15 protein-coding genes are annotated in these 18,468 nt (G+C 60.0%); 5 read left to right on the top strand and 10 right to left on the bottom strand.

What is annotated here, in order from left to right; translation table 11 throughout:
* Window positions 1–84 precede the first annotated feature (84 nt).
* Window positions 85–1,350: a phytoene desaturase family protein gene (locus tag BCM02_RS20340; RefSeq protein ID WP_148930942.1), complete on the top strand. Its 1,266-nt coding sequence runs from the start codon at window positions 85–87 to the stop codon at window positions 1,348–1,350.
* A gap of 386 nt (window positions 1,351–1,736) precedes the next feature.
* On the opposite strand, the gene BCM02_RS20335 is transcribed toward BCM02_RS20340, so the two are convergent.
* A complete protein-coding gene (locus tag BCM02_RS20335) occupies window positions 1,737–2,633 on the bottom strand; it encodes a LysR family transcriptional regulator (RefSeq protein WP_148930941.1) in 897 nt (298 codons plus the stop codon).
* Between the two features lie 173 nt (window positions 2,634–2,806).
* Between BCM02_RS20335 and BCM02_RS20330 the strand changes: the two genes are divergently transcribed.
* Together BCM02_RS20330 and BCM02_RS20325 are read left to right on the top strand one after the other, a co-directional pair.
* Window positions 2,807–4,213, top strand: coding sequence for an MFS transporter (locus BCM02_RS20330; RefSeq protein ID WP_148930940.1), 1,407 nt, complete (start codon window positions 2,807–2,809; stop codon window positions 4,211–4,213).
* A gap of 17 nt (window positions 4,214–4,230) precedes the next feature.
* Window positions 4,231–5,148, top strand: a complete 918-nt coding sequence (locus BCM02_RS20325; RefSeq protein ID WP_148930939.1) for an NADP-dependent oxidoreductase — start codon at window positions 4,231–4,233, stop codon at window positions 5,146–5,148.
* 75 nt (window positions 5,149–5,223) lie between these two features.
* Here the strand turns inward: BCM02_RS20325 and BCM02_RS20320 are convergent, their stop codons facing one another.
* The 3 genes from BCM02_RS20320 to BCM02_RS20310 form a co-directional block, all read right to left on the bottom strand.
* Window positions 5,224–5,775, bottom strand: coding sequence for a flavodoxin family protein (locus BCM02_RS20320; RefSeq protein ID WP_148930938.1), 552 nt, complete (start codon window positions 5,773–5,775; stop codon window positions 5,224–5,226).
* A gap of 120 nt (window positions 5,776–5,895) precedes the next feature.
* Window positions 5,896–6,603, bottom strand: coding sequence for a DUF2306 domain-containing protein (locus tag BCM02_RS20315; RefSeq protein ID WP_148930982.1), 708 nt, complete (start codon window positions 6,601–6,603; stop codon window positions 5,896–5,898).
* Window positions 6,604–6,614: 11 nt separating this feature from the next.
* Window positions 6,615–7,646, bottom strand: a complete 1,032-nt coding sequence (locus BCM02_RS20310) for a DJ-1/PfpI family protein (protein WP_148930937.1) — start codon at window positions 7,644–7,646, stop codon at window positions 6,615–6,617.
* Between the two features lie 188 nt (window positions 7,647–7,834).
* Between BCM02_RS20310 and BCM02_RS20305 the strand changes: the two genes are divergently transcribed.
* Together BCM02_RS20305 and BCM02_RS20300 are read left to right on the top strand one after the other, a co-directional pair.
* Window positions 7,835–8,533, top strand: coding sequence for a response regulator transcription factor (locus BCM02_RS20305; RefSeq protein WP_425466192.1), 699 nt, complete (start codon window positions 7,835–7,837; stop codon window positions 8,531–8,533).
* Window positions 8,530–9,624: a sensor histidine kinase gene (locus BCM02_RS20300; RefSeq protein WP_148930935.1), complete on the top strand. Its 1,095-nt coding sequence runs from the start codon at window positions 8,530–8,532 to the stop codon at window positions 9,622–9,624. Before BCM02_RS20305 ends, BCM02_RS20300 begins: the two co-directional genes overlap by 4 nt.
* Window positions 9,625–9,745: 121 nt before the next feature.
* Here the strand turns inward: BCM02_RS20300 and BCM02_RS20295 are convergent, their stop codons facing one another.
* The 6 genes from BCM02_RS20295 to uvrA all read right to left on the bottom strand — a co-directional run bounded on the left by BCM02_RS20295 (window position 9,746) and on the right by uvrA (window position 18,262).
* Complete coding sequence (locus BCM02_RS20295; RefSeq protein WP_148930934.1) at window positions 9,746–10,447, bottom strand: YczE/YyaS/YitT family protein; 702 nt, start codon at window positions 10,445–10,447, stop codon at window positions 9,746–9,748.
* A gap of 166 nt (window positions 10,448–10,613) precedes the next feature.
* Window positions 10,614–12,353, bottom strand: coding sequence for an amidohydrolase family protein (locus tag BCM02_RS20290; protein WP_148930933.1), 1,740 nt, complete (start codon window positions 12,351–12,353; stop codon window positions 10,614–10,616).
* Window positions 12,354–13,125: 772 nt separating this feature from the next.
* A complete protein-coding gene (locus BCM02_RS20285; protein WP_148930932.1) occupies window positions 13,126–14,103 on the bottom strand; it encodes a LacI family DNA-binding transcriptional regulator in 978 nt (325 codons plus the stop codon).
* Between the two features lie 247 nt (window positions 14,104–14,350).
* Window positions 14,351–14,959 (bottom strand): hypothetical protein, encoded by a 609-nt coding sequence (locus BCM02_RS20280; protein WP_148930931.1) that lies wholly within the window; start codon window positions 14,957–14,959, stop codon window positions 14,351–14,353.
* Window positions 14,960–15,027: 68 nt separating this feature from the next.
* Window positions 15,028–15,480 carry a flavodoxin gene (locus BCM02_RS20275; protein ID WP_148930930.1) on the bottom strand — a complete coding sequence of 151 codons (453 nt, stop codon included), beginning with the start codon at window positions 15,478–15,480 and terminating at the stop codon, window positions 15,028–15,030.
* A 274-nt stretch (window positions 15,481–15,754) separates the two neighbouring features.
* Window positions 15,755–18,262 carry an excinuclease ABC subunit UvrA gene (gene uvrA / locus BCM02_RS20270; protein WP_148930929.1) on the bottom strand — a complete coding sequence of 836 codons (2,508 nt, stop codon included), beginning with the start codon at window positions 18,260–18,262 and terminating at the stop codon, window positions 15,755–15,757.
* Window positions 18,263–18,468 lie beyond the last annotated feature (206 nt).

Genomic DNA, 18,468 nt, shown 5'->3' with positions numbered 1-18,468 from the left:
GTAAATGTCAGTCATCACTGACTCCCTATTTGCTGTGATGCCTACCCGGCATTAAGGACGATCCACAATGAGAGGATGATGGTTATGAAGCGGACTACGGACGAATACGATGTCGCGGTAATCGGCGGCGGGCTGACGGGATTGACCGCCGCCGTTTATTTGGCCAGAGCGGGGAGATCCGTTCTGATCCTCGAGAAGGAACGCGAGCTGGGCGGATTAGCCCGAACGGTCAATGTGAACGGTGCCCTGTTCAATCTAGGTCCGCATGCCATGTACGAAGGCGGCGCCGCGCTTCGCATCCTAAACGAGCTGGGCTGCCTGCCGGAGGGAGGGTACGCCATGAAGGGGAGTTTGATCGGCATTCTGAAAGGCGGGATTCTCGAAGTTCCTGCCGGGTTAACTCCGGAGGAGAACCAAGAATGGAGCTCCGTTATGGCCGGACTGCGGCATGTCGACACCGAGCCGATCCGCTCGGTCGGCGTTCAAGCATGGGCGGAGAAGCATATTCGGTTCGGGCGCGCGCGCTTGTTCTTCTACGCCATGTGTCGGCAGTGGTCCTACTGCGACGACATTCGCCGTCTGAGCGCCGGTTACGCGATTAAGCAAGGCCAGCTGGCCGGGCAAGGCGTCCGCTACGTCGAAGGCGGCTGGCAAACCGTCGTCGACGATTTGCGCCGGGCGGCGCTCCAAGCCGGAGCCGCGATTGCTTCCGGGTGCGGCGCGGAGGAGATTATGATCCGCGACGGGCGGGTCCACGGCCTGAAGCTGTCGGACGGCGCCTTCGTTCCCGTCCCCTCGGTCATCGCCGCGGCGGGACTCGAGGAAGCGTGCCGCCTCGTAAGGGGATCCGAGCAGATGTCGCTTGGAAAGTGGAAATCGGTCTCCAGCCCGCTATATGCCGCTTGCCTGGACATCGCGCTCCGGCGCGCGCCTCGTCCGGATCGCTTGTTCGCGCTCGGTCTTGACGAACCCTTCTACTTCTCCAAACATTCGGGTCCCGTCTCCTTGAGCGACGATGGCGCGCTGGTTATGCATGCGATGCGCTACAACGGCGGGGATCGGGAGCGCGATCCCGATGCCGACAAGCAAGCTTTAACCCGGCTCATGGATCTCCTGCAACCCGGCTGGGAGCGCGAAGTCGTCGCGATCCGTTATTCGCCGAACGTCCTCGTCGCCCATGATGCGCGAACGGCAAGCCATAACGGAGCCGGACCAGCTCCCGGTCACGCGGTTCCCGAGGTGTCCGGGTTATACGTCGCCGGCGACTGGGTCGGATCGGAAGGAAGGCTGGCCGACGCGGGAATGGCGAGCGCCAAGCGCGCCGCCGAGGCGGTGCTCGCTCGATGCTAGCCCTCGCCACAGCCGAGCCCCCATCCCAATGCTGTCAGGTTAGAGGGCTCCGCCCTTTTGACCCGACTTTTGTTGCTACCTCCCCCTTCCCCCTCCGCTGAGGGGAACCAGAGGACTTTGCCCTCTGGACTCCCTTTTCGTGCTGGTGCGCTTGTTCGCGGTCGGCGAGTGGGGTTCATCGGGGCACGCTTTTGTCCTGACGGACAAAGCTTCAGTGGGTTTTAAGATCCTTCTTAGACATGAGCGTGTTGAAGCCTGTTTACCGCTGGCCCTAGTTGGCTTCATCGGACGTTTTCCTTAACCTGACAGCATTGGCCCCCATCCCGAAGGGAAGGCGACAAGGAGCCCTCCCGTCGGGAAAGCTCCTTAGCTCACATCGCTTACGTTCACCGGCTTGCGCTCGCAACCGACTTCTCTTCGTTGGCGAAATACGCCACGACGAAATCTCTGAACTCGCGCGCCGCCTTCGACAAATAGCGCTTGTCGTTCCAGATGAACCGGAAGTGCCGCTGGCACGCGGGCGATTCGATGGCAAGCAGATTCAGCCGCGTCTGCGCGCCGCCGCAATTGCCGACCAGCGCCACGCCGAGACCGGCGGATACGAGCTTGGCGATCGAGGCCGCTTCGTCGACACGGCAGACGAAGTTCGGCGCGAATCCCGCCTCGCGGAAGAACGCGTCGTTCATCTGCTGAAAATGGAATCCTTCCTGATACCCGATGAACGGCTCGCCCTCCGCCTCGTTCAGGCGAACGCTCTTCCTGCCCGCCAGCCGGTGCCCCGGAGGAACCGCCAAATACACGTCCTCGCGAAGCACGGACACCGCGCTGAAATTCGTCCGCGCGAGCGGCATCGGGGTGAAGCACAAGTCGACTTCGCCCGCCTCCGTCAGCTGCGCCATCTCGCACATGGCCCCTTGGGTAATCCGGAAGTTCACCTGCGGATGCAGCGCGACGAAGGCGTTGAGCGGGTCCGACAGCCGATCCAGCGTCGATGTCGCCAGATGGATGCTGCCGTGCTCCAGGCCCGCCAGGTCCGCGACTTCCCGCTGTCCCTCTTCCAGCAGGAGGAGCGCGGCCTCCACCTTCGTCAAGAATGCTTTGCCGAAGGCGTTAAGCCGGATTTGCCTGCCTTCCCGGTCGAAGAGCGGCACGCCTACGTCCTTCTCGAGGCGGGCGATCGTCTTGCTGAGCGCGGGCTGCGCCACCCGCAATTCCTGCGCCGCCTTCGTCATATGTTCCAGCCTCGCCACCGTGCGAAAATATTGCAGCTGCAGCAGCTCCATGCTAACCCTCCTTATATACTCAACGGAATGAATCATATGAAGTAAGATATATTTTTCATTATCGATTATCGGCTATACAATCAGGTTATGCAAGCGGAAGCCAAACTTCCCGGGAGAAAGCACCTGATTGTCATCTGGCTATTGAACGCCAAAGGCAAAAGGAGAGATGCACCGTGAACCAAGAAGAAACCAAACGGAACGAAGCCCGGCAGCCGGGCGAACGCTTGCTGCGCGTGCTCGCCTTCACGCTCGTGATCTCCGTCATGAGCGCCACGATGTTCAATATCGTCCTGCCCGACATTCGCGAGGAGTTCGGGCTCTCGCTTGCTCAGGTCAGCTGGGTGACGTCGGCCTTCCTGCTCGTCTATGCGGTCGGAACCGTCATCTACGGGAAACTGGCCGACATCTATAAACTCAAAAATTTGCTGACGTTCGGCCTGCTCTTCTTCGCGTTCGGGTCGATCATCGGTCTGGCTGCCCAAACGTATGGGATGGTGCTGCTCGGCCGAATCCTGCAAGCGGCGGGCGCCGCGGTCATCCCGGCCACGGCCGGCATCATACCGGTCCGGTATTTCCCGCCCGAGCGCAGAGGCCGAGCGTTCGGCATCGCGATGACGGGCCTGGCGATCGGCGGCGCGATCGGTCCGGTCGCGGCGTCCCTGCTCGCAAGCGCGGTGCATTGGCGGTGGCTGTTCTGCATGCCGCTCCTAACCTTGCTTACCTTGCCCTACTACCGCCGCTACCTGGACGACGCGCGCGGGCGCGCCCCCGCCATGGATTGGGCAGGCGCCGGTCTGATCGCCGGCACCGCTTCGCTGCTGCTCCTGGCGATCACGAATGCGGCATGGCTGCCAGGGGCCGGCTGCCTCCTGTTGTTCGTCCTGTTCGTTGCCCGGATCCGCTCGGCGGCCAGCCCCTTCATCCGTCCCGAGCTCTTCCGCCATAAGAGCTTCGCGCTCGTACTGCTCATGGCCAGCCTGACGTCCGGCATCGGTTATTCGCTCGCCTTCCTTAGTCCCCAGCTGCTGAGCGACGTCCACCATCTGGACACGAGCATGGTCGGCTTCGCGATGTTCCCGGCCGCGGCGGCCACCGCCTTGCTCGGGCGCAAGGCAGGCAAACTGGCGGATGCCAAAGGGAATGCAGCGCTCTTCTATGTCGCCTCTACCCTGCTGTTCATCTGCTTCCTGGCGCTATCCGTCTTGGCAGCCCGATCGTCCGTCTACGTGGCCCTCCTCCTGATCCTCGGCAATGTCGGCCAATCTTTCCTTATGATCGCGATGTCGGGTATGATCTCCAGGACGCTGCCGCAGGAACAGACTGGCGTAGGGATGGGGCTGCTCTCCATGCTGAACTTTATCTCCGGGGCCGTGGCCTCGAGTCTGTACGGCGCGGCCGTCGACCTCGGCGCGGGCTTCGCTTGGAACGGCATTCCCGCGGATCCGGCCGCGAACGTGTTCAGCAATATTTATTTGCTTCTCGCCATTCTGCATGTGTTGATATTAGCCTTCTACTATATACAGTTCGGCAGAGCCGAGCGCAAGCGCAAGGCGGCATCGCGCCGCGTCATGATTCGATAACCAAGGAGGACGAAGGTATGAAAGCAGCGGCAATTACTTCATTCGGCGGACCGGAAGTCATGCAATTAATCGAGGTGCCGGAGCCTATAGCAGGTCCGGGACAGGTGCGCGTGCGGGTCAAAGCGGCAGGCGTGCAGCATTACGACTGCGCGGTGCGCGGCGGCTGGACGCCGGCGTATGGACTGACGGTCCGTCTGCCCCAAATTCCGGGCAACGAATTCGCCGGCATCGTCGATCAAGTCGGCGAGGGCGTAACGGGATTCGCCGTCGGCAGCGAGGTGCTCGGCTTCAATCTGCTCAACTGCTACGCCGAATACGTGGTCGTCGGCGCCGACCAGATCGTCGACAAGCCGGCCTCGATGACGTGGGAGGAAGCCGGCGGGTTGACCGGCAACGGCCAGGGAGCGCACATCGCCCTGCAGGCGATCGGCATCGGGCCCGGCGATACGGTGCTGATCAACGGCGCGGCCGGCTCGCTCGGCGCGTTCGCCGTGCAGCTCGCCAAGCATTGGGGCGCCAAGACCGTCATCGGCACGGCCAGCTTGCGCAACCACGACTATTTGCGGTCGCTGGGCGCAATCCCGCTCACGTACGAGGAAGGGCTTGCCGAGCGAATCCGGGCCATAACGCCGGACGGCATTCAGGCGGCGTTCGATACGGCCGGGGGCGAAGGATTGGAGGCGGCGGTCGCGCTCATCCCGGATAAGAAGCGCATCTGCACCTTCTTCGCCTACGACCGGATCGAGGAGCTCGGCCTTCGCGTCGTCCGGGGCGAGCGTTCCGCCGCCCGTCTGGCGGAGCTGGCCGAACTGCATACCCAAGGCAAGCTGCGCATCGAGATTCGGGAGGCGTTCCCGCTCGGGCGGGCGGCGGACGCGCACCGCTTGATCGAGACGCGTCACGGACGCGGCAAAATCGTGCTCACGATCGACTAAGCATGCTAGAGATCCATCCGCGCAAACTAAAAACGGCGCCGCAAGCATTTCAGCCTGCGGCGCCGCCTTCGTTCGTCAGCTTAAGCGTTCCTTTAATTGGACATGCAGCAGATCCGCCTTGCGCATCGCTTCCCGGTCCTGGGCAATATCGCCCGGCCGATTGCCTTCGCCGAGAATATACCCGCCGTACGTCGTGCCGAAGAAGCCGAATATATGTTGGAACTGCAGCACCAGCGGCAGTCCTTTCAGCAAAGGCTGGTCGCCGCCAACGGCGATCACGTACGCGGTCTTCGCCTTCATTTGCTCCCGGAAGCCCGGACGGTCCGCATCCCGCAGCGTTTGGGACCAGCGATCGACGAAATTTTTTATCGGGCCCGACATGCCGTACCAGTAGATCGGCGTCGCGAACAGCAGGATATCGTGCCGCAGCGCGCGGTCGATGATCGCGTTATAGTCGTCGCCCCGATCCCGGAACCCTTCTTCGCTGTGCCGATGATCCTCGATGGCCCGAATATCGTAATCCTTCAAATAAATACGCTCGGCCTCCAAGCCGTTCAAGGCCCGCTCGGCCAGCTGCTCCGTGTTGCCGCCGGCGCGCGTTCCCCCGTAAATAACGGCGATACTCATTTGCCTGCACCCTCTCCTGCCGCCAGCCGTCAAGCCTGCTCCGCAGCCGTCTGTTCGCGATTGCCCGCGAGTCGGCTCTATTATATAACGGTCTTCGCGGTTCGCCAAACTGACGATAGATCAGTTCTTCGACCGCGCTCCCGCTCGAATGAGCAGCTCCGGCACTGCCAGCACCAACGCGATCGCTCCGTACACGCCGATCGTATAACTCGTAACGTAAGCGATACCGCTCATATCGTGAAGAACGAAGGCCAGCAGATGGATCAGCATGTTCGTGAAGCAGAAGGCATAGCTGCGCAGCATCCACTGTCTGTGCCGGACCACCCGCTTCTTGAAAATATGGACGAGCGCCGTCGTCGTTGCGATCAGCCACAAGATATTGAGCAAATTAAAGCCCATGCCGCTAACCTTCCCGCCGGTTGCATAAGGGGCCATGTAGCCGGAAGTGAGCACCACGATGAGCACCGACGCGACATAGACGTACCCGTTCGCGCGGTGAAACCCGCGGTGCCGGGCGTAGCCGCGAACCAGGGCGAAACGGCTGGCGCCGTCTTTTGCGGCAAGGCTCGCATCGCTCCGGAGATATACAAGATTCTTGTATCTCGAGAAATTCGCCAGTCCCGATGCCATGGCGACGCAGGCGAAGCCGACATGCACGTACATGACTTTCAGCCATATGCTTGGCTTCAGCTCGCGCTTCAGATCCGTCTTGTACCCAAGGAAGGCCTCGGCGCCGGGATCGAGCACGTAATTGTTCAGCAGCGCGTACAGAATGTAGAGAAGCACGACGCTCGCGATCAGCAAGTAGAACGTTTCGCGCCGCTCCAGCCGTTCCGGCATCACTTGACCCGCCTCCCCGACAATTTGGATGCCGGCAGCACGCCCGCCTTCGCCGTGCCGGTCATATGATCGCCGTCCACGCGCGCCTCGAACGTCAAGTTGAGCCGCATCGGCTTCGTAATGCGCTGCGACCAACGAAGCGTCCCGCCGGTCAGCACCGGATCGATTAATTCGCTAAACTCGTCGCCTTGCGCCGCCGTGCCGCGCACGACGCCAAGAGCCGTCTCGATACGGAACAAGACGTTCATCTTGCCGACCGGCGTCGCGATCGTCGCCTCCCATTCCCCGTCGAACGCCGATCCCCCGCCGCCGTTGCGCGCTACGGCAACGGGCAAGCCCTCGCGAACCTGGACCTCGCTCGCTGCAGCAGCTTCCGCCGCGCCGCTCGCCTTCGGCGTCATGCCTCCGCTCTTCCATGCCGTGCCTCTGCGCTCGAACTCGAACAGCTGCTCCACCGCAAGCGCGACGCTCGGTCCCAGCTCCCGCTCCACCAAATGGATCGCGACGTCCAGCCCCGACGTGACGCCGCCTCCGCTGACGAAGTCGCCGTCATCGACGACCCGGGCTTGGATCGGCCGCGCCCCCGTCGCGCCCAGCACCTCCATCCCCATATGATGCGTAACCGCCGGCCTTCCTTCCACTAGACCGCCCATCGCCAGCAGCAGCGAGCCGCCGCATACGGTCGCCACGGTGATCGCCGGATTGCCGATCGCCTGTTCCATCAGCGCGATCAGCTCCGTGCCGGCCGCGCGGGCGAGGATCGCGGGAATCGCTTCCAACCCGTCCCCTAACAGCTCGCCCGATGCGCCCGGCACGAGAATGATGCCCGGCCGCGACGGGTCCAGCTTGGCGGTCGCCTCCATCCGTACCCCGCCCACGCCGCTCGTGACCGTCCTCGCGCCTTCCGCCGCGACAAGCTCCGCCTGAACCGCTCCGTCCGCAAACATGCCCGCCGCGCAAAATACTTCATAAGGCGCGATGGCATCCAGCAGATCGAAGCCGTCGAACAATGCGATTTGTACGTTCAACATCACTCATTCCTCCTGTTATTCGCTCGTATGGGAATCAGCATACCAACGCAACGTCACGAACAACGCGCCCAAAAGGTCACAAATTCATCAACGAACGGTCACGATTCGCGCGGTTCCGCTCCTAGCCGCCGCGAATTTGATACACTGGGAGAGAAACGGCAACAGCGAATACGGGACGCAAAGGCGGGATGGACGTGAATGAACGGCCTACGGTGCTGATCGTGGATGACGATCCGAGCATCGTTGACATATTGAAGGATTTCCTGGAGTACGACCAGTTTCGGGTGGTGACGGGATGCGACGCGCAGGAAGCTTGGAACGCGTTCCGGAACAACGAGGTGCAATGCATCCTATTGGATATTATGATGCCGGGGCAGAGCGGCTTCGACTTCTGCCGGCGCATACGCGAATCGAGCGACGTCCCGATTCTGTTCTTGAGCGCCCGGAGCGACGACGTGGACAAGATCCGCGGCCTCTCGCTCGGCGGCGACGATTATATCGTCAAGTCCGCTTCGCCCGGCGAGATCATCGCGCGCGTGAAGGCGGTGCTGCGGCGGGCCGGCGCAGCGCAAGGGAGCAGCGCGCCCAAGGCGCTCGACTACGGCTACCTGAAGCTCGATTTGACCTCGCGGGAGGTGTTCGCCGGAGGCCGGAGCGTCTCGCTGACGCCGAAGGAGTACGACCTGCTGCGCCTGTTCGCGGAGCATCCGAGACAGGTGTTCACTTACGACCAGCTGCTCGCGAAATTCTGGGAAGGCGTCGGGGACAAGCATACGATCCGCGTCCATATGGGCCGGCTGCGCGAGAAGATCGAGCCCGATCCGGATCACCCGAGATATATCGCCAACGTATGGGGCGTCGGCTACCGCTTCGAGGCCTCGCCATGAAGAAGCTCCGCGTTCGCTCGTATGCGCTGCTCGGGCTGTTGACCCTGCTGTTGCTGCCCTGGATATTTTTTTTGGCTGTGCTCCTCATTACGACCCAGTCGGTACAGCTGGGAACGGACCGGCAGCATTCGTATATGATCGTCATCCCGCACGTTGCCGCGTTCGCGGGGCTGCTGCTCGCCTTCTTCCTGGTCGGCATCCGGCTGCGGCGGCTCCTGCTCGCACCCTTGGAGAAGCTGAGCGCGGCTTCTCGCCAAATCGCCGAGGGCGATTGGGACGTGAGGCTCACTCCCTCCGCGATCCGGGAGATCGCCGACGTGCAGGCCGGCTTCGAAGCGATGGCGAGCGGCCTTGCGGATTCGCACCGGAAGCAGGCGGAGCTCGAGGAACAGCGCCGGTTCGTCATCGCGGCCGTCGCCCATGACCTGCGAACGCCGCTCTTCGCGCTGCGCGGCTACTTGGACGGACTCGAGCAGGGCATCGCGCGCACGCCGGAGCAAGCCGCCAAGTACGTCGCCGTCTGCAAAGCGAAGTCGGCGCAGCTGGACCGGCTCGTCGAAGATCTGTTCGCGTTCGCGAAGCTGGACGTCATGGACGAGGCGGCCGCGGATACGCTCCGGACCGCCGACCTTCGCGCCATCGCGCGGCAATCGATCGACAGCGTAATGCCGCAAGCGAGCGCGAAGCGAATCGAGATCGCCGCCGATTGCGACGACGCCGATGGCGTAGCGGTACTCGCGGATGCCCATATGCTCGAGCGCGCCATTATCAACCTGCTGGACAACGCGGTGCGGCATACGCCCGCGCAGGGGCGAATCGAAGTGAGCTGCCGCCGGGAAGGCGACCGCGTCGTCTTCGCCGTGCGCGACACCGGAGACGGATTCGCGCACGATGAGCTGACGCGCGTCTTCGAGCCGCTGTTCAGGGGCGAGCAATCGCGGAATCGCGCGACCGGAGGCGCCGGACTGGGGCTGGCGATCGCCCAGCGCATCATCCGCAGGCACGGCGGCGAGCTTGCCGCGAGCAATCGCCCGGAAGGCGGGGCGGTCGTGACGGGCTGGCTCCCCGCGGCTGATCCGGCCGCCGGCTGAACGCGAATAACCGGGGAAGCCGAACGCGGCCTCCCCGGTTATTTTTGCTGCGTCGCGTCATGCCTCGCGCCGGACAAGGCCGCCCGGGCGAAGCTGTTTCTCGACCGAGAACGCTTTCATTTTACCCTTTCGCGATCGTCGATCCTTCGTTCGCCGACTTCGCCTTCGCTCTTCTCAAGAGATACGCATACAGCTTGATATACTGCCCGACCAGAATCGCGTTGATAATCGTGCCTTCGCGGATGAACTTGACTTCGCCGAGCCACAACAGCCCGACACAGGCCGAGATGACGAGCAGCGAGCAGTCGAATACCGTCTTCACGTTGCCCCATTTCTTCTGAATGCGCTTGACGACCGTGTTCACGAACAAGTCGACCGGGATCAGCACCAGGTTCGCCTGAATCATGAGGAACAGCCCGAACGCGAGCGCCGCGTCCGCGAAGGCGAGCAGCGCCACTTTGACCGCATACGCATCCAGATGGATGAAGCTCGTCAGCTCCAAATTTAAATCCAGGAACACGCTCAGCGCAAGGGCCGGGATTAACCCGGCTATGTATTTGAGTTTGAATTCCTTCGGCATGACGAAATACGATAGAACGAGCATGACGAGCTCCAATAAGAACGAGAACGTGCCCTGCGACATACCGGGAAAAATGAGCGTCATCGTCCGCGTCAAACTGCTCTGCGGCGAAATGCCGATGCCGGCCCGAATGGCCAGACTGATCCCCAGCGTCAAAATATAGATACCCGCCAAATAGACGATCCATCGCTTCATGACGCTGTCGCTGCTATTCATCTCGGTGATACCCGTATTGTTTTGCATAGTCCATCCCTCTTTCACGTCAATAGTTTATTTTCCGCGAAGCCTCTAAAGCAGGGAATGATGCGCTGCAGCGTTCACCGAGAACCCCCCAGTTCAACGGTTGCGGGCTGTTGCTTGCAAACAAGAATAAGAAAAGCGTTGCGCGGCCGAGAACGGCGCCGGGCTGCTATTGCATGAAGCGGAAGCGGTGAAGCGAAATGAACAGGCTGAGCAGCTTGTTCACGACCGGCTCGCCCTCGTTGCGGTTGCCCAGATCCTCCAAAGCACTGTCGATCGCGGCCGCGCTGGACGTCAACTCGTCCACGGTCATATTCGCCATCATGCCATAGATTTCGATCGGCATCACGCTTTTGTGCATGTGGTCCTCCGTGACGATGCAGGCGCCGGAATACTTGTCGACCTCTTGGACGCAGTAATGCATCTCCTCGCTATCCTGCCCGACGACGACGAAATACGGGATCGGAGCCGGGAACGAAGTCGCGACCGCGCCGCGCTCCGCATATACGCCTTTGAACAGACCGTTCACAACATGCCGATTGCCGTCCGCATAACGGCGAATGACGGATAACCGACTGAAGCGCTCGCCCTCGTATTCCGGCACCACCTTGCCGCCCTGGAACGGCACCCACACCTCTTGATAGAACTTCGCATGCCCGCGTCCGTACACGTCGAACAGATACACCTTCGCCAGCGTGCCGTCCTCGGACAGTTCGAGCGGCGCAAGGTCCAGCTCCTCCGGCTTCAGATCATCCGCGCCCGGCACCCCCGGCGTGCACATGGCGGAGTAGTCGGTGTCCGCGTTCTTCAGCAGCTTCCGGTCCTTGGCGATCAACTCGCCGTCCTTGAATACATACCGCGGGTTGATGCTGGAGAGGCTGTCGGTCAAGACGATGTCCGCGAACCGGCCCGGCGTCAGGGAACCGATGCGGTCGTCCATGTTATAGGATTTGGCCGTGTTGTAGGTCGCCATCTTGATCGCCTTGATCGGACTGATGCCCATCTCCGCGCAGAGCGAAATGATCCAGTCCATATGCCCCATCTTCTGCAGCCGCTCGATCGAAATGTTGTCCGTGCACAGCATGAAGTTCTCCGTTGGGAATTTGCGGTCGACGATCGAACGAAGCAGCGTCTTGATTACCTCGCTGCTGCCGACGCCGAATTTGATCTGGGTCGGGAAGCCGTAGCGGATGCTCTTGGCGATATCGTCGCCGTTCCACACGTCGTGGTTGTTGGACACCCCGATCGCCGGCAAATAGTTCAGCACCATGTCGGGCAGCGCGGTCAAGCCCCAATGGCCGTTCATGAAGCCGCCCTTCGCCCGCACCCAGGCGGCTTTGCGGAAGTCGTCCTCGTCCCCTTTGCTGTACGTAAAATGCTCGAATTCCCCAAGCCCGATAACCGGCTCCATCTCTAGCACTTCCTTGGTAACCCAGGCTGCCGTCTTCTTGCCCGGCGCGAACGCGTACAGCCGATACGGCAGCTTGTCATAATCGCGGAACAAGAGCTGGGCCGCCCGCACTCCGTCGTCTCCGGCCGCGCTGAGCAGGTCGAGACACTCTGCGAAAATCGTCGTCGTGCCGCACGGCACCATCGCCTCGGCCAGCGCCGTCGGGTGGGCAAGCTGCGACTCGAAATGCAGATGCGCGTCGATCAGCCCGGGAATCGCGTACAGCCCCTGCCCGTCGAAGATTTCCTTCACCCGAATTGCGGATTCGTCCGGATTCAGCGCCACGATGCGCTTGTCGTAGACGAGAATCGACCCTTGGTAGACGGTCTCCCCGTGCACGTCGAGGATGTTCAGATTGCGGAGCAGAAGGTCGGCTTCCCGGTCTCCGGCCAGTACCTCGAAAATGGCGCGGACGTTGGCGAGCTGCGACTGCTGAGTTTCGGTTTCGGCTTGTTTCATGGTGCGTTCTTCCTTTCGCGGATGATTGTATATAAGCAGAGGCGAGCGGGGCTCGGCACTGGGCTTATCGAAGATTGTGTTGTTCGATTGTTGTTATTAAACGTTTAATAAATGGTATGCGTGTGGTACAAACGAATGGCGGAATTAGTTGGATGGCTGTGAGTTTTACGTTAAGCAATTTGAGAACATGCAATGCGGTGTTACAAACAATCATGTCTGTACGAACAACCAAGACATGCGGATGGCACAATCAGCCAGCGTGAATGATTCAAGTGGTGAAATTAATGAAAAAAATCCGTTGAACCTTCCATGTTAAACGTTTAATAAATGCTAATGCGTGAACGTTAATTCGGAATTGTGCGTATCTTTTATTCAGGGTTCGTTTCTTGTTGATAAGAACCCCTTTGTTAAACGTTTAATAAGTGGGTATAAAAAAGGCTACAACCAGATAGCAGCTAAGGTGATTTTCCATTGGAAAGTCGTCTGAGCACGGCCATTGTTCGACTAACCATCAATACGACAGCCGATAGTGGGTTAGAAGCCACTATCGCCCTACTAGGCACAGGTGAGTTCATCAATAGTCGGCTGGGTACCATTATTTCGTTGCTGGACGATGATACGACCGCCAATAGTCGACTAGACCCCACTATTTCGCCGCAAGTCACTGGCACGATTACCAATAGTCTGCTGGAACCACTATTGCGCGACTAACCATCGGTACGTTCACCAATCATTGCCGGACACCGCCATTCTCCCCGTCCAGCGCCGCTCCTTAGACGGAGCCGCGCTCCACGATGGACGGTTCGAGCACCGTCACCGGTTTGAACGCCTGCTTGCGGATCTGGCTTAAAATGATCTCGGCGCTGCGAATGCCCAGTTCCCGGTTCTGCAAGTCGATGCACGTTAGCTCCGGGGTCGAGATTTGCGAAATGAGCGAATTGCCCAGGCTCAGCACGGCCATATCTTCGGGAATGCGAATATTCGCCTTCGTCAGCGCTTTGGCCAAATAGACCGCGCTCAATTCATTGAGCACGAACACGCCGTCGATCCGGTTCTCCGCAAGCGCGGGGATGACCGACTCCGAGAGCTCCATGCCCTCCTCGATCGCCACCAGCAGCGGCTCGCCGTCTTCTTCGATCGCCTGGCGATACCCTTTCGCGAACAACTCCAGCAGACGATCCGGCAGCCGCTTGTGGACGAGCGCAATCCGGCGTCTCCCTTTCGATGCCAAATATGCCGTCCCGAGCTTGCTCGCTTGCACGAGATCAGGGTACAACAGTGGGAATCCGTCGAACGAGATATACCGATTGGCATACACCACCGGGATCTCCCACTCGACCGCCGCGCGAATCGATTCCTTGAACGATTCATCCGAGAACAAGCCGATGAAAATAATGCCGGCGATCATATTCTCGCGCATCAGCTGCAAAATTTCGCCTTCGTCCAGATTGAGCTGGTCTACTTCGTAGATGAACAGATTGTAATGCTGCTTGCCGAGCGTCTGGCTGATGCCGGAGGTAATCTCCGAATAGTACAGATTGTTGATCTTCGGCACGATGACCGCGACATTGAACGTCTCCTTGCGTTTCAGCGCCTTGGCCACCACGTTGGGCACGTAACCAAGCTCCTTGATCGCGGCTTGGATGCGCGCTTCGGTCTCCTTCTTGACCGCCAGATCGAGACTTAAATACTTCGAAACGGTGGCAACGCTTACATTTGCATGTTTGGCGATATCCTTCAACGTCGTCATGAATGCCCCCTGCTTGCTGCGCGATGAGCATACTCATGCCTCGTCGCGTCTTGTTAAACGTTATACTAGTTCGTAAAAAATATAGCACGCCCATTCGGTAGTTGCAACCACATTTCGGCAAACGCCAACTCGACGGCCAAACGAAAAGAAGCGCCCGAACGTCATCCGCATGACGGGGGCACCTCTTATGCTGGAGCTCTAGCGCTACTCGTCTGCGGCAGCATCATCGCCAATGACCAACGGCCAGCTAGTGCGCGATGCCGGCAGGCGCCGCGAGCATGCTCTTGACGACCTGCAAATAGTCGACCGACGCCTGCCAATAGGCCTCGTAGGGACGCCATTCATAGACGTTGCCCGTCAGCAGCGACACCGCTTCGATCCGGGACGGCATCGCGCCGTACAGCGCCCGGAAATACACGGTCGTCATGCGCGCGTACAGCTCGAGCGCCTCCGGCGATTCGTCCACGATCAGCTTATGAACGGCCATGCCGCCTTGCCCCGTCTCATCCTGCAGCACGAGGTGAAACGTCTGCTTGACCTCCATGTCCAGCTCCGGCAAGTAGTGGACGAACGTTTCGAACAGCACGATCGGGACGGCGCCCGCAAGCCGCTCTATATAGTCGCTCATGCGACCGACGACCGACTCCCGGGTCAGCAAAAAATGCTCGGGCGTATGAAAACGTTCATACCTTCGGCTCCACCTGCGAATGACCGCCATCTCCAGCTGCTTCGCGCGCGCCGCCGTGCTTCCGCCGCCAAGCACGTCGAACAGGCAGGCGCACGCCGACTCGAGCACGATCTGCTTCCAAGGCTTGTTGGCCGCCGGGCGCCGTTCCCCGCGCAGCATCCGCTCCATGACATCGTCCTCCAAGCGGACGAGAGGATCCATCGTTTGAAGGTCGCCGCTCCGGATTTCGTCCTGCTTCATGTGGCGACCGACAGGAGTCCGGCCATCAGCTTGCCCATCTCGGCCGCCCGCTCCTTCTCGCCCGAGGAAGCGCCGTATTCGAATTTCAGGCTCTCGCATGCCACTTCCGCGCCGAGCTCCTTCAGCTTGTTCTCGATCGTATCGACCGCGCCGCAATAGATCGCGTACGACGTATCGCCGGAGCCGAATACCGCCGCCTTCTTGCCCGTCAAATCCAATCTTTCCATGCCTTCGTAGAAATCGAGGAACTCGTCGGGCAGCTCCCCGTCGCCCCATGTATATGCGCCAATGATAATGCCGTCGTATTGCAGCAGTTCTTCCGCGTTCGCATCGAATGCTTCCTTGAGCACCGTATCGGCGCCGGCTTCCCGAGCGGCCGCGGCGATAATTTCCGCCGCTTCTTCCGTATTGCCGGTCAGGCTTGCGTAAACAACTAAAATCGAAGACATTGCGTAACCTCCATGCATTAAGTGATAATGATTCTCATTATCATAAATCATATTCATGTTTCCCGAATTTGTCAACCGACGTGTTGGGATAGCCAGTCTGCATGGGGTCGGTCGGCACTATAATCGAGTCAAGTGCGGAAGTCATTCCAATAACCGCTTCCCAAGCATGAAAAAACCTGCAATTCGGCGCGAATTGCAGGTCTATCTCAGCATGAATTCAACTGTCCGCCGGCCATGTACCCGCATTATACGGCGTCGTCTCGCGCAAGGCCGATCAGCGACTCTCCGCCAGAACCTGTCTCAAGAACGCGCCCGTATGCGAAGCCGATACTTCCGCCACCTGCTCCGGCGTGCCTGCCGCCACAAGCTGCCCGCCTGCCGCGCCGCCTTCGGGACCGATATCGATCACATAATCGGACTCGCGAATCAGTTCGAGACTGTGCTCGACCACGATTACAGTATTGCCCGAATCCACCAGCTTGTCCAGCAGCGCGCGAAGCCGTTTGATGTCGGAAGGATGAAGCCCCGTCGTCGGCTCGTCGAGCAAGTATAGCGTGTGATGCTTGGAAGGCTTGCTCAGCTCTTTGGCCAGCCGAATCCGCTGACCCTCCCCGCCCGATAATGTCTTGACCGATTGGCCCCACTTCAGATAACCTAGTCCAACCTCGCACAGCGTCGCGATCAGTCCCGCAATCTTGGTTTCCGACTGCAGGACGGACAGGCTTTCCTGGATCGACATATCCAGCAAATCCGAGATCGAGCAGCCCTGATACCGGACCTGAAGCACTTCGTCCGTAAATCGTCTCCCCTTGCAATCGTGGCATCTGACCTCAAGGTCGGGCAAGAAGTTCATATCGACGGACAACACGCCGAGCCCTTGGCAGGTCTCGCAGCGGCCTCCGGGCGTATTCGTCGAAAAATGCTTCGCGGTCAGCTTCCTTGCTTTGGCTTCCGGCAAGCCGGCGAACAATTGGCGCAAGTGCGTGAACATATCGGTATACGTCGCGACATTCGAGCGCTGCATGCGGGCGAGCGGCGTTTGGTCCACGATGACGATGCTGCCCGCCTGATCCAAGCCGGTGATTACCTTACAGCCCGATTGCGCATTCCCCTGCGGATGTCCTTTCGCCAGAATATCGAAGACGAGCGTGGATTTGCCCGAACCCGATACGCCCGTCACGGACGTGAGCGTGCCAAGCGGGAAGGAGACGGAGGGGATATTCACGTTGCGGACATTGGCTTCTTGGATCGTCAAATGATGGCCGTTCCCCAGCCTGCGGACGCGCGGGGGCACCGGCCGAAGTTCATCTCGCAAATAAGCGCCCGTCGCCGACAGCTCGCTTGCCATCAAATCCTCCAAACTGCCTTCGCCTGTAATCATGCCGCCGTATATGCCCGCTCCGGGACCGATATCGATGATATGGTCGGCTGCGCGCATCATCTCGATATCGTGCTCGATGACAAGAACGGTATTGCCGAGATCGCGAAGCTCCTGCAGCACCCGGATCAAGCCGGCCGAATCCTTCGGATGAAGCCCGGTCGTCGGTTCGTCGAGAATATACAGCACCCCGGTCAGTCCGGATCCGAGCAGCGACGCGAGCCGCAGCCGCTGCGATTCCCCGCCTGATAGCGTGACCGTCTGGCGGCTCAACGACAGATAACCGAGTCCGACGTCCATAATCCGCTTCAGCCTTGCCGGCATGTCATGGAGAATAGGCTCAAGCAGTTGAAGACCCTCGGCAGGAATCGCCGTTTGCAGTTCGCGCGTCCATGCATGCACTTCGCTAAGCGACCATTCCGACACCTCGGTGATGGTCGCGCCCGCCGCTTGCACCAAGCGCATCTCATGCTTCAGCCGGGCGCCGCGGCATTCCGGACACGACTGCTCGTGAAAGAAGCCGTCTTTCCCTTGTCCGCCGGAATCGCCTTCCTTCTCTTTGTAACGCCGCCACAAGCCGGGGATGACGCCTTCGAATTTGGCGCCTTGGACGGGCTTCACGCTCGGATAATGCCGCTTGAACGCCTCGCTCTCGACCCCGTAATAGAGCAGATCGCGCTGAACCTCGCCATACGCATGCAAGGGCTGGTCCACATCAAACTCGAAGCCATAGTGCTTGCCGGCGGCAACGAGAATGCGCATCTGAATGTCGCGGTGGACGCCGCTCAGCGAAGCAACGCCGCCCTCGCGCAGACTGAGCTCCGGATGGAATACCGCGGACTCGTTAATGCTCGCCACATGACCTAGTCCGCTGCACGCCGGGCATGCGCCTTCCGGCTTGTTGAAGGAGAAGTGCTGCATCGTCAGCTTCTCGAGCTCGGCCTCGCAGTGCGGGCAAGCGATCGTCCGGCGTTCCAGCGGCTCATCCTCGTCCTCGTCCATGAGCGGACCCGTCGTCTCGAAGACCGGCGGAATGCGGCCGCTGCAGGAAGGACATATGCGTTCTCCCAACCGGGCATAGATAAACCGGACGTACGTGTAAATATCGGTCACCGTTCCGACGGTCGATCTCGGATTGCGGTTCGCGGCATGTTGACCGACGCTGATCGAGGGAGACAGTCCTTCGATGGCTTCCACCTTCGGTTTGCGAATCGAATCCGACTTCATGCCCATCGACTCCAAGTATTGCCGTTGGCATTCCCGCTGCAGCGTATCCATGGCAAGCGTGGATTTGCCGGAGCCTGACGGTCCGGTCAGCACCACCAGCTTATATTTCGGAATGGATAGCGAGATTTGCTTGAGATTATTCTCGCGAGCGCCTTTAATGCGAATACATTCTTTCACGCGAACGACTCCTTCTATTGAATTTGACCGCACGCCGGTTGCGCCGTCTTTGCATGGCAATCGTCTTTTCGCTACAATAAGTTTGATTAATTGTCATTCATCAAGTATCTTGTTTATAAAGTATCTTGATTATCAAGATATTATGATCTTAAAAGGAGGCTGGTCTTTTGTCAAGCGACTGGCAAGATCCACCAACCGAGCTTCAG

Origin of the sequence: Paenibacillus methanolicus (assembly GCF_008124765.1) — a bacterium.
In the GTDB taxonomy this organism is placed as follows: Bacteria; Bacillota; Bacilli; order Paenibacillales; family Paenibacillaceae; genus Paenibacillus_Z; species Paenibacillus_Z methanolicus.
This window is presented reverse-complemented; position numbering and strand designations above follow the sequence as displayed.